The organism is Flavobacterium sp. AK-345, assembly GCF_058310175.1.
Window position 1 is genome coordinate 339,432 of record NZ_JBZEER010000001.1, and the last position, 13,776, is coordinate 353,207.

Genomic DNA, 13,776 nt, shown 5'->3' on the forward strand with positions numbered 1-13,776 from the left:
GATTTTAGAAGAAAGATTTTAGAAGAAAGATTTTAGAAGAAAGATTTTAGAACAAAGAAGCAAGATTTTATAGAATAGTTATAAGCTATAAACAATAGATTACAAACTATAAACAATAAACTATTCAGGCAAAAGATAAATTTAATTCATTTTAAGAATTATGAAAAAAACAAATGAAGAGTTCGAAGAATCTGTTTTAACAGATGCTGAATTTTTAAAAATTTTAATTAAAGTTAAAAACGGAAATTTTACACAGCGTTTTCCAACAGATCAAAGCGGTGTAAAACGTTCTATTTGTGATACTTTAAATGAAATTATAGATCTTAACGAACGAATGGTTTTTGAGTTTCAAAAAGTGGGAAAAAGCATTGGTAAACAGGGAAAACTAACCAATCGTGTAGCGCTTGATGGTGCGAGAGGTTCGTGGAGTTCTTGTGTGGATTCGGTTAATACGCTAATTTCAGATCTGGTACATCCAACGATTGAAATTGCACACGTAATTACATCGGTTGCAAAAGGAAATTTATCTCAGGAAATGCCGCTTTCTATTGAAGGAAACCCGCTTCAGGGAGAGTTCCTCAGAATTGCAAAAGAGGTAAACGGAATGGTAAAACAGCTGAATTTATTCTCGATGGAGGTGACCCGTGTGGCGCGTGAGGTAGGTACAGAAGGAAAACTGGGTGGTCAGGCAAAAGTGCGAGGTGTTGGTGGAGTTTGGAAAGATTTGACCGACTCAGTAAATAAAATGGCGTCTAACTTAACGGGTCAGGTACGTAATATCGCCGACGTAACAACCGCTGTAGCAAAAGGAGATTTATCTAAAAAAATTACTGTAGACGTAAAAGGAGAAATCCTCGAACTTAAAAATACGATCAACACGATGGTGGATCAGTTGAACTCATTTTCATCTGAGGTAACCCGTGTAGCGAGAGAGGTAGGAACCGAAGGAAAACTGGGAGGTCAGGCACAGGTAAAAGGAGTTGGAGGAACCTGGAAAGATTTGACCGATTCGGTTAATCAGATGGCATCCAACTTAACAGGTCAGGTGCGTAATATTGCCGATGTAACAACGGCGGTAGCAAAAGGAGATCTTTCGAAAAAAATTACCGTAGACGTAAAAGGAGAAATCCTCGAACTTAAAAATACGATCAACACGATGGTGGATCAGCTGAATTCATTTTCATCTGAAGTTACCCGTGTGGCGGTAGAGGTAGGATCTGAAGGAAAACTGGGAGGTCAGGCGCGAGTGCGAGGTGTTGGTGGAGTTTGGAAAGATTTGACCGACTCTGTAAATCAAATGGCATCCAACTTAACAGGTCAGGTGCGTAATATTGCCGAGGTAACAACCGCCGTGGCAAAAGGAGATTTATCTAAAAAAATTACAGTAAACGTTGCAGGAGAAATTCTGGAACTTAAAAATACGATTAACACCATGGTGGATCAGCTGAACTCTTTTGGTGCCGAGGTAACCCGTGTGGCGCGTGAGGTAGGTTCAGAAGGAAAACTGGGAGGTCAGGCAAAAGTAAAAGGAGTTGGTGGAACCTGGAAAGATTTAACCGATTCCGTTAACCAAATGGCATCCAATTTAACAGGTCAGGTGCGTAATATTGCCGAGGTAACAACTGCCGTTGCAAATGGCGATTTATCTAAAAAAATTACAGCTGTCGCCGAAGGGGAAATTCTGGAGCTGAAAAAAACCATTAATACGATGGTGGATCAGCTGAACTCCTTCTCATCAGAGGTTACGCGTGTGGCACTTGAGGTAGGTACGGAAGGAAAACTGGGAGGTCAGGCAAAAGTAAAAGGTGTCGGCGGAACATGGAAAGATTTAACGGATTCCGTGAATCAAATGGCATCCAACTTAACCGGTCAGGTACGTAATATCGCCGAGGTAACAACGGCCGTAGCAAAAGGAGATTTATCACGCCAGATTACCGTAGATACAAAAGGGGAAATCCTGGAATTGAAAAACACCATTAATACGATGGTAGGTCAGCTGAATTCCTTTGCATCCGAGGTAACCCGTGTGGCGCGTGAGGTTGGTACCGAAGGAAAACTAGGAGGACAGGCGCAGGTTGAAGGTGTTGGTGGAACCTGGAAAGATTTAACAGATTCGGTGAATCAGATGGCATCGAACTTAACAGGACAGGTGCGTAACATTGCAGAAGTAACTACGGCGGTAGCAAAAGGAGATTTATCGCTCCAGATTACCGTAGACGTAAAAGGAGAAATCCTTGAGCTTAAAAATACAATTAATACCATGGTGGATCAGCTGCGAGGATTTGCATCTGAGGTAACAAGGGTATCGCGCGAGGTAGGAACAGAAGGAAAGCTTGGAGGTCAGGCGAATGTACCGGGAGTTGCCGGAACGTGGAAAGATTTAACAGATTCCGTTAACCAGATGGCGGGTAACTTAACCGCTCAGGTACGTAATATTGCCGATGTAGCGATTGCCGTAGCCAACGGAGATATGTCCCGAAAAATTACCGTTGACGTTCGTGGGGAAATTCTTCAATTAAAAGAAACCCTGAATACGATGGTGGATCAGCTTCGTGAGTTTGCATCAGAGGTAACTCGTGTGGCGCGTGAGGTAGGTACCGAAGGAAAACTGGGAGGGCAGGCGAATGTACCGGGAGTTGCCGGAACCTGGAAAGATTTAACCGATTCTGTTAACCAGATGGCGGGTAACTTAACCACGCAGGTACGTAATATTGCCGAGGTTACGATTGCCGTTGCAAATGGAGATATGTCCAAGAAAATTACGGCCGACGTACGTGGAGAGATTCTGCAATTGAAAGAAACCGTAAATACGATGGTGGATCAGCTGCGTGCCTTCGCATCAGAGGTAACTCGTGTGGCGCGTGAGGTGGGTACAGATGGAAAACTGGGCGGACAAGCGTTCGTTCCCGGAGTTGCCGGAACCTGGAAAGATTTAACGGATTCGGTGAACCAGATGGCATCGAACCTTACGGATCAGGTGCGTAATATTGCAGATGTAACCAAAGCCGTGGCAAATGGCGACCTTTCTAAACAAATTACCGTAGACGTAAAAGGGGAAATTCTGGATTTGAAAAACACCTTTAATACGATGGTAGAACAGCTAAACTCGTTTGCATCTGAGGTGACTCGTGTGGCGCGTGAGGTAGGTACCGAAGGAAAACTGGGAGGACAATCTGAAGTAAAAGGGGTTGCCGGAACCTGGAAAGATTTAACAGACTCGGTTAACGTAATGGCTTCGAACTTAACGGGTCAGGTACGTGGAATCGCAAAAGTAGTAACATCGGTAGCAAAAGGAAACTTAAAACAAAAATTATCAATTGATGCCAAAGGTGAGGTAGCACAATTAACAGATACAATCAACGAAATGATTGATACACTGGCAACCTTCTCGGATCAGGTAACAACTGTGGCGCGTGAGGTTGGAGCTGAAGGAAAACTGGGAGGTCAGGCCAATGTACCTGGAGCATCAGGAACGTGGAAAAACTTAACAGAAAACGTAAATCAGCTTGCAGCAAATTTAACGACTCAGGTACGTGCAATTTCTGAGGTAGCATCGGCGGTAACGCAAGGGGATTTAACGCGAACTATTGGTGTTGAGGCAAAAGGTGAAGTTGAGGCCCTAAAAGATACGATCAACCAGATGATTTCGAACCTGAAAGCGACAACATTACGTAACCAGGAACAAGACTGGCTGAAATCGAATTTGGCTAAATTTACCCAAATGCTTCAGGGGCAAAAAGAATTGAATTCGGTTACAAAAAAAATCCTTTCGGAGTTAGCAACGGTTGTAACCGCTCAACACGGACTTTTCTATATTCTGCAGGAAGATGAGGAATTCATGGATTCTAAACTGAATCTGATTGCATCCTACGCTTATATCAAAAGAAAAAATTCTCCTACGCAATACGCTATGGGCGAAGGATTGATTGGTCAGGTTGCAGTCGAAAAAGAAAGAATTATTTTGAGTAATGTTCCTAAAGATTACATCAAAATAAACTCCGGACTTGGAGACGCAAAACCAAAAGACGTTATCATTTTACCCGTACTTTTTGAGGGACAATTAAAAGCCGTAATCGAACTGGCTTCGCTGGATACTTTTAGCGAAACGCACTTAGATTTCCTTGAAGGATTAACAGAAAGTATTGGTATTGTATTGAATACGATCGAATCGAATTCAAGAACCGAAGAGTTATTGGTACAATCACAATCGTTGGCAAGCGAGCTGAAAAGCCAGCAGGAAGTATTGAAAAATACGAATGAAGAACTGGAAGAAAAAGCATTCTTATTAGCGAATCAAAAAGAAGAAGTAGAGCTTAAAAACCAAGAGGTCGAAGTGGCAAGAAAAGCGTTGGAAGAAAAAGCCGATCAGCTGACTTTGACATCTAAATATAAGTCTGAATTCCTGGCGAATATGTCGCACGAGTTAAGAACTCCGCTGAACAGTTTGCAGATTTTGGCTAATGAATTAATTGCGAATCGCGACGGAAATTTATCCGAAAAACAAATTCAGTTTGCCAAAACGATCAACTCTTGCGGAGATGACCTTATTCAGTTAATCAACGACATTCTGGATCTGTCAAAAATCGAATCAGGTTATATTTCGGTTGATTATAACCCAATTAGTTTTGATGAAATCAGTCACTTTGTGGCTTCTACTTTCAACCCAATTTCAGAAGCAAAACATTTACGTTTCAATATTATTATGGATGAAAATCTTCCTGAATTGATTGAAACAGATTCGCAGCGATTGAATCAGATTTTGAAAAATTTACTTTCAAACTCATTCAAATTCACCGAAAAAGGAGAAGTAAAACTGAAAATTTACAAAGCTGATAACAACTGGAAAACGAGTAATATAAATCTAGAAAATGCAGAAGCGGTAGTTGCCTTTGAAATTTCAGACACTGGAATTGGTATTTCTAAAGAAAAACAAAACATAATATTCGAAGCTTTCCAACAGGCCGAAGGTTCAACAAGCCGTAAATACGGCGGTACAGGTTTAGGATTATCCATTAGCCGCGGACTTTCTGATTTATTAGGCGGAAGTATCGAATTGGAAAGTGAAACCAACATTGGTAGTAAATTTACCTTATTTCTTCCGTTGAAATACGTTCATATTGCTGAAATTGAAAACATTGACGTTACAGAAGAAACAGATCTAAAAGGCCGCATTAAATCGTTGCCGTCAGAAAGATTTAATCGATCTGATATTGATTTGTTTTTTGTCGATGAAGTGGGTGATGACAGAACCGACATTAAACCGGACGATAAAGTATTGCTGATTGCAGAAGATAACTTAACTTTTGCCAAAATCATGCTCGAACAAGCACACAATAATGGCATAAAAGCTATTGTTACCACAAAAGGAAACGATGTTATTGACTTTATCAACCAGTTTCATCCGCACGCCATTACGATGGATTTGAATATGCCGGATACGAGCGGCTGGAAAATTCTGGACAGACTGAAGACTGATTTTAATTTGCGTCATATTCCGGTTTATATTATTTCCGGTGAAGATGAAAGAAACAAAGGCCTTAAACGTGGTGCAAGAAACTTCCTTCTTAAACCCGTTAAAAATGATTCGTTAACCAATTTGTTTAATGATATTCACGACTTTAAAAACAGAAAAATAAAAAACCTGTTAGTGGTTGATGACAATGAAGACGACCTTAACCGAATACTCGAAGCCGTAAGCGGTAGCGACATTAAAGTTTTAAGCGCAAAAACAGCCAAAGAAGCCGTTGCATTAATAAGCGAAAAATCATTTGATTGTATTATCTTAGATTTGGTTTTACCGGATGCAGACGGTTTAGATCTTATTACTGACCTGGAGAATAACATTGCAGGGCAGGAAACCGCCATTATTATACACTCAGCAGGAGATGTAAATAATAAACAAAGAGCCAGATTAAACAGGTTTGCACATAGTATCATTTTAAAAAGTTTTGATTCTCTGGATGAACTTGTAGATCAAACGGCATTATTTATGCATCGTGTGCATAAGGAACTTCCGGACGAAATGCGTGAAAGAATTGAGTCTTTTTATTTGAAAGAAGATGTATTACAGGGCAAAAAAGTACTGTTGGTTGATGATGACGTTCGAAATTTATTTGCGTTAACCACTGCCTTAGAACGTTACGGCCTTGATGTAATAAGTGCAGAAAGCGGTCAGGAAGCAATTGATATACTAAACAATGACGAAGCAATAGATATTGTTTTAATGGATATTATGATGCCTGAAATGGACGGTTACGAGACCATGAAACGTATTAGAAAAGATGAAAAACATAAAGATCTGACCATTATTGCGGTAACGGCAAAAGCGATGAAAGGCGATAGACAAAGATGTATCGAATCCGGAGCTTCAGATTATATGACAAAACCTGTAAATGTTGAACAATTATCCACGTTGATGCGTGTGTGGCTTAAATAAGATATTCAATGAAAAGTAACATTGCAGATAATCCAATCAAAATTTTGATTGTAGATGACAAAAAAGAAAATCTGCTTTCATTACAGGTAATTCTCGCCGACAGAGGTTACAAATTTGTCGAGGCATCTTCGGGAAAAGATGCCTTGAGAATTCTATTGAAAAATCAGGATTTTGCAATTATATTAATGGACGTGCAAATGCCCCTGATGGATGGTTTTGAAACCGCTGAGTTGATTCGACAAAGCGATAAATTAAAGCATGTTCCGATTATATTCCTGACAGCCAACATGAACGCCAACGAGTATATTTTTAAAGGATATCAATCTGGTGCGGTAGATTATATGATTAAACCTTTATCTCCAGAAATTTTGCAGGCCAAAGTAATGGTTTTTACAGAATTATTTAGAAAAAATCAGGAACTGCGTGCCAAGGAAGAAGAAACCAGAACCTTAAACGAAATCATTTTAAAAGCCAATACCAAACTTGAGGCTCAATATGCGGCGATAGAAAAACATGCCGAAGAACTCAAAAAGAAAAATACAGAACTGGATGCTTTTACCTACATTTCAAGTCACGATCTTCAGGAACCTTTAAGAAAAATACAGACGTTTACAAATCTGATACTTTCAAATGAATATCCGAATTTATCTGAAGACGGAAAAGCAAAATTCAACCGAATTTTGTATTCGACAAATAGAATGAGAGAATTAATCAACAGTCTGCTTACTTTTTCCCGCACCACTATTGTCGACAGAAGTTTTGAAACTATTGATCTGAATAAAATTGTTGCAGATATTCAGGAAGCTTTACAGGAAAATATTTTAGAAAAAAACGCTGTAATTGAAACCGATTTGCACGGATTGGCGTGCATTATTCCGTTTCAGTTTATACAGTTGTTGGAAAATTTAATTTACAATTCGATTAAATTTGCCAAAGAAGATGAGCCTTTAGTTATAAAAATTAGCAGCCGTGTAGCAGATGGCGCAGAGTTGGATGAAAAATTAGTTCCAAATAAAAAATACTGCCATATTCGTTTTGCTGACAACGGCATTGGTTTTGATCCGCAGCACAATGAAAAAATATTTGGTGTTTTCCAGAAATTACACAGCAAAGATGTTTACGAAGGAACCGGAATTGGTCTTGCCATTGTTAAGAAAATAGTGGAGAATCATAACGGTTTTATCACGGCAAGCGGAGAACCAATGAAAGGGGCGACGTTTAATATTTATATTCCGCATTGATTATAATTTTTTTCAGGAGCTAATCCCGCTATCCGTTTCAATCTTTTGTGGCGAACCCCGCCACAAAAGGATTTCCACTTCTATCGGGGCTAGGGCAATCATTTTCATAAGAGTATTTTCCTGCAGTTTGTCCTTGCGAGGAACGAAGCAACCTCACTAACAATAATCTACAAAGTTTGTCATTTAGAATATTTCCGTGCAGTTTGTCATTTCGAGGAACGAGAAATCTCCGCAAGTAACTCCGCAACGAAAATCCAATCTTTGTCGAGCTTCTCACGGAGATTTCTCCTCCGTCGAAATAACAAACAGTACGTTTAGTTATTTTTTGTGATTAATTTATTTGTAATAAATAGCTAGTGATATCAATAAAATAATATCATGAATAATGATAATCCGCTAGGATTTACATATTGGTAGAAAAAATAGAAATTCACCCCAATAAAAATATCCCGTAGGGATTACACCTTTTTACATCCTTATATTTTAGGATGAAATTTAGCAATCTTAAAATTCTTCGATTTAATAATCTTCCCGTTATCCGTAATCATTACGCAGGAATAATCCCGATAGTTATTGATCAATTTTAATCCCGCATCTTTTCCTAAAACCATTAGCGATGTGCTGAAACCGTTTGCCATTTCGGCGTTTGGACCAAAAACTGTAACGCTGCAAAGTCCTGTAGACGGATATCCGGTTGCTGGGTTAATAATATGCGAATATCGTTTTCCGTTTAAAACAACAAACTTTTCATAACTTCCTGATGTTGTTACAGCGCCATCATTTAAAGGCACAACGGCAAAAAGTTTATTAGTATCAAAAGGATTTGTCATTCCGATATTCCAGTCTTTGCCATTTGGCTGTTTTCCCCAGGCCGTCATGTCGCCAGAGCCGTTTACAATTCCTGCTGTTATTCCTTTGCTTAGCATCATATCACGGCATTTATCGGTTGCATAACCTTCGCCCAAAGCGCCAAAGCCAATTTTCATTCCCTTTAATTTTAAAAAAATAGTCGATTGAACGCTGTCGAGAATAATATTTTGATATCCCACTTTTGCAACAGATTGTTTGATCGCTTCTTCCGTTGGCATTGTTGTCATCGAACCATCGAATTTCCAGATTCTGTCCATAGCCGCAAAACTCACATCAAAACCGCCATTTGTAATTTTCGAAAACTGAAGCGCTCTTTGTGTTAATTCAAAAACCTCACGATCTACTTTTACGGGTGCAATTCCCGCATTTCTGTTTACTTCAGAAACCTGAGAAGTGGGTTTCCAGTCAGAAATCAGGTTTTCTATTCTTGTAATTTCTGCAATAACAGTATCAATCGAATTTTCTGCGGTTATAGAATCTTTCGCAACAATGCTAATGTCGAATCGCCCTCCCATAAGAAGGGTGGTTCTTTTACGCAAAATTTGTGCATTTGATGTAAAACAACAAAGCACTAATAAAACAGTTGCGGAATATTTAAGGTATGATTTAGTTTTCATAATTATTTATTTTTCATGCAGATTTTATTCTCATTTTATGTCATTTCGACGGAGGAGAAATCACATAAAGTAAAGACACACAGTACGTCGCTCTCTGGATGTGATTTCTCCTTCGTCGAAATGACAAACCAGACTTAAACATTAAAATAAAATCTGCTCACCCGAGCGATAGCGAACTGGCGAAGCAATCTGCCAAATCTGCGTGAAAAATCTTTTAATACAAATTAATAACAATCAGAAAGAATCTGTTTATGAGTTTTATAATACGCTAGATCGGTTTTGTTTTTATCCATGCAAATGGTTTCCAACACTTTTTCAACATCTTGCTGCATCGCAAGCGAACCACAAATCATAATTTTTCCGCCAGATTTCAATAAATCGGCAAAAAAATCAGCATCTTTTCGAATCAAATCCATAACATAACATTGGTTTTGCTCACGCGAAAAAGCAATGTGAAAACTTTTCAGGTTTTCGCTTTGAATTTGATTTTCTGCAAACTGTTTGTATTGGGCAACAGACTCAGTTTCATTTCTAAAACCGCAGTATAAATGCGTTTCTGTTTTGTTCTTGTTTCCTTCAATCATTCCCAGAAATGGGGCAATTCCCGTTCCGTTGGCGATTAAAGCCACTTTTGGAGCTTTTTTAGGAAAATGAAATCCTTCATTATGAACAATTCTCGCTTTTATAACAAAATCAGCTTCAAGATTGTACAAATATCCCGAACCAAAACCATGTTGATGCAATTTTACAACCAATTGTATATTACCGTTAGTTTTACTAATTGAATAAAAACGATCTCTGCCATCTCCGTCAGGATAAATAGCCAGTAAATCTCCAGATGTAAATTTGACTTTTTTTCTAGGTTTCAACGTCATCATAAAAGTATGATCGATTTCAGATAATGGTGTTTTTTCTACCACCATCATTTTTTGCAATCCGGTTGGTTTTTGGGCATAAGTAGCGGGAGCTGTCGCGAGGTTTAGTCCGGTTTGCGTGTTCCAGTTTTTTACCCAATCTGTAAATTGTGCCGGTGATTTGTCGTCAATAGTATGCAGATCTAAAATTCTGCTTGCCCAATTTTGCTTGCTTAGACAATTGTCTATTTCTTTGGCAAAACCACAAAAATCTGCGTATGATTTAGAACCAAATCCAACGACAGAAACATTGACCTTTTTTTTCTGCGGATATTGATTTAGCAACGTTAAAAATTTACCTCCGTTTGAAGGTGCATCGCCCAAACCATGTGTCGAAGAGAAAATGATAATATGTTCGGCCTCCGGAAACGACGTATATTGGTTTAATCCTCCTAAATAAGAAGAATATCCGTTGGCAATCAATTGTGTATGAATAGCATTGGCAAAGCGAAAAGTACTTCCGTTTTCAGATCCTGCAAGCAGAATAAAACGGCTGTCTTTGGGTTTATGTTTGTTTTTAATCTTGGTTTCCCTGCGTTTTAAAGTCATCGAAAACCCGGAATATATAAAGAACAGAATATTTAATGACGCCAAAGCCAAAACAATAGCCCAAATAATATTCGCCCGGCCAGTATGAAGATCAAGACTTAAATTTTCAAGTAAAACGGTAGTCGGGTAGAGCGCATCGCTTACAATTTGTCCTGTAAACTGATTTACTTTTAGTTCGCGATCGTTCAGTTTTAGTATAAAAAATTCTTCGGGATCTTCTGTATCAAAAGGGAATTCTATTTTATGAACCTGAGAAAGTTTTGTCTTTTTGAAAATGTCAAAATCGGCAATATTCTTTTGTTTAGAAGCTTTTGTATCTGCTTTAATTTCTTTCGGCTGGATTGGCTTTTCGGTGAAAACCTTAAATCGTAACATAGAAAGATACGTTCCCGAAAGTGCAATAATAAAAATGGGAATCAACATGAATCTTCCTAAAACAACGTGATAATATTGACTGAAATTATCTTTGACTATTTTAGAAAAAAATCGGCGAAAGCCTTTTTGCCTTTGTACAACTAATGCAATACCGGAAATGGCAATAAGAAAAAGCAAAAAAGAATTGACACCAATGAAAAATCTTCCGGTATCATGCAAAAAAAGCGAACGATGAAGTGAAGTTACCCATTGTATAAACTCGCTTTTCTTTTGGGGTTTGCCAATAATTTTTCCCGTTTGGGGATTTATCCAGGCATCAATATCATTGCCATCGTCATCAAGGCCTTTTAGTGTTGTAAATTTATTGTGATCGATACTAATTTCAGTCACTTCCATATAGTTTTTACGCAATACGGGAAGCGTTTGAGCAAGAGTCAAATCATCAAAATTTGTCACGCCATAAGGCTGTATTTTCTCCTGTGCAGCGTCTACGGCAAGTACAGTTCCTGTAACTGATGCCAGAATTAGAAATAGAGAAGAAAATACAGCGAGAGTTAAATGCGCGTATCTCCAAACGGATAATATCATTATGCCTTATATCTTATTTAATTTTACATATCTGATGTATCCTTTTCCTTCAGTTTTTTCAGCGATTCCCTCTGTTGTAAACGGAATTTCTGCATCGGTTACATGATATTTTTGGTCTTCAACGGCAGTTTCAAAACGAATTTTATAGCCTTTGTCAAATTTCGAAGCTTCGATTTCAAATGTAGTTACGCTACGGTCTCCGCCAGTTACAGAAGCGCCTGTTTTGGCACTGATATCCGGTTTTTTAGCATAAAATTTATACCATTCCTTGATGCTTTTGTACCATTTTTTGTCATCGCCCATTACATATAATGTTTTTTCATATTCTCCTTTAGGATCAATAAGCGATACTACGATATAAGCGCCTTCGCCTACGTAATTAGACATTTGTAAAAGGCATTTGTATTTGTCAGTTTGTGCAGCTGCCTTAAATGAGAAAAGACACGCGAATACTGCCACAAGGCAGATTTTTGATAATGATTTCATGTATAATTATTTACTTTAAAAACTCAACCGATGTATTATTTTTTTTCAGGACCTCATTTTCTTTTGCCAAATCGTAGGCAGTTTCATCAAACTCGGTTTTGATTTCTTTTTTTGCGCCTAATGCTACCAAATATTTTAAAATAACATCGTCTTTTGCCACCATAGCCGCTTTATGCAGTGCAGTTAAGCCTTCTTTATTTTTGGCATTTAGATCAATATTAAGTCCTTCCAGTTTTTTTAGCAGGTTAATATTGTTTTTGATTACCGCTATATGAAGTACGGTGTTTCCGTCTTTTTGTGGCGTTGCGAAATTTATTCCTTTACTTTTTAAAACTGCCAGTTTATCACCAAAATCATCTTTTTGCGATGCTTCACCAGAACTTCTAAAAGAATCTACAAGATAAAAAGCCAGATTATTTCCTTTAGTATCTGTCACATTAATATCAGCTCCTTTACTTAAAAGAAACGAAACAATTTCTGCCGAACTGCCTTTTACAGCTTGTGTCAACGCAGATTCTCCTTTAGCATTTACGGCATTAATGTTTTTAACCTTTGGCAGTAAAGTTTGCAGTAATTCCAGATCTTTTCCTTCTGATGCTACTATAAAAGGAGTATTTCCGTCTTTATCGGCTTTGTTTACATCCACACCTTTGTCAATAAAGTACTTTACAATTTCAGACTGTTTTTCTTTGCGTGCCAAAATATGAAGAACAGTTTGCCCGTTTGAAGCCGTAACGGTTGGTTTTAATTTTAAATCATCTACCAGATATTTATAAACTTCGATAGGATTTGCACTGCGACGCATTCCCTGAGCAGCAGAAATTAAGGCATAATCTGTATATTTTACACCTTTTTCAACAAGGGTTTTTAGCTGTGCAATATTTCCTGCTCTTGCAGCATAATCAAAAGCTGTGTACCCGTTTTTATCAACGTCTTTTAGCGATAAACCTTGTGATACCAGGTAATTTGTTGTTGTAAGATCTTTATCGTTCGGGATAGCAAGTAATAATAAACTTGTTCCGTCGTATTTCTTTTTAGGATCAATTCCTGCTTTAAAAAAAGCATCATAAGTAGCAGGGTTTACCACTCCGGTACCGGAAGCAAATGCGATAGGTGTAGCGGCGTGGCTGTCTTCAAGATTAATATCAGAACCTTTTTTTATAAGATATTCTACCAATTCAGCGTTTCCTTTATAGGCCGCCCAATGTAAATAGATACGACCGTCGTGTGTAAGTTTGTTTACTCCGTTGCCCGGAAGTTCGATTAAATACTTCGCAACTTCGTTTGAAGCACCATTATTAATGGCTAAAACGGTTGGATCAAACGCAAATTGATTTAATTCTGTAGGGTTATTTCCTTTGTCAATTGTAGATTTTAAAGTGGCTAAATCTGGAGAAGTTTTCCAGAAATTAGCATCCAGAAGCTTGTTTTGCTGTGCATTAACAAAAAGCGAAGCAAATAATAGGACTGCAAAGATTGTTTTTTTCATATTGGAGATATAAGCAAATGGGTATTTATGTAATGAAATTTCCACTTCGGGATTTCGAGGGCGAAAGTTATTGCTTATTTAGAATATTTCCAAATAATAAAGAATAAGATATAATTAATTTTATGAGGTGAAGATTTTAACCGCAAAGTTCGCAAAGGATTACGCAAGGTTCGCAAAGTTAATAGACTCAGCTTTGCGAACTTTGCCTTTT

The 13,776-nt window shown here is 38.1% G+C and carries 6 protein-coding genes; 2 read left to right on the top strand and 4 right to left on the bottom strand.

Annotated elements, in window-relative coordinates:
* Positions 1–160: 160 nt before the first annotated feature.
* Positions 161–6,436 (top strand): HAMP domain-containing protein, encoded by a 6,276-nt coding sequence (locus tag AC4FQ3_RS01580; RefSeq protein WP_491180608.1) that lies wholly within the window; start codon positions 161–163, stop codon positions 6,434–6,436.
* Positions 6,437–6,444: 8 nt separating this feature from the next.
* A complete protein-coding gene (locus tag AC4FQ3_RS01585) occupies positions 6,445–7,677 on the top strand; it encodes a response regulator (RefSeq protein ID WP_491180609.1) in 1,233 nt (410 codons plus the stop codon).
* A 476-nt stretch (positions 7,678–8,153) separates the two neighbouring features.
* On the opposite strand, the gene AC4FQ3_RS01590 is transcribed toward AC4FQ3_RS01585, so the two are convergent.
* From AC4FQ3_RS01590 to AC4FQ3_RS01605, 4 genes are all read right to left on the bottom strand, one after another.
* Entirely contained in the window at positions 8,154–9,164 is a 1,011-nt protein-coding gene (locus tag AC4FQ3_RS01590; protein WP_491180610.1) for an FAD:protein FMN transferase, read from the bottom strand.
* A 224-nt stretch (positions 9,165–9,388) separates the two neighbouring features.
* Entirely contained in the window at positions 9,389–11,590 is a 2,202-nt protein-coding gene (locus AC4FQ3_RS01595; RefSeq protein ID WP_491180611.1) for a PepSY domain-containing protein, read from the bottom strand.
* A gap of 6 nt (positions 11,591–11,596) precedes the next feature.
* On the bottom strand, positions 11,597–12,076 hold the full coding sequence (locus tag AC4FQ3_RS01600) for a DUF2271 domain-containing protein (protein ID WP_073393957.1): 480 nt from the start codon (positions 12,074–12,076) through the stop codon (positions 11,597–11,599).
* Between the two features lie 10 nt (positions 12,077–12,086).
* Positions 12,087–13,565, bottom strand: coding sequence for an ankyrin repeat domain-containing protein (locus tag AC4FQ3_RS01605; protein WP_491180612.1), 1,479 nt, complete (start codon positions 13,563–13,565; stop codon positions 12,087–12,089).
* Positions 13,566–13,776: the final 211 nt, after the last annotated feature.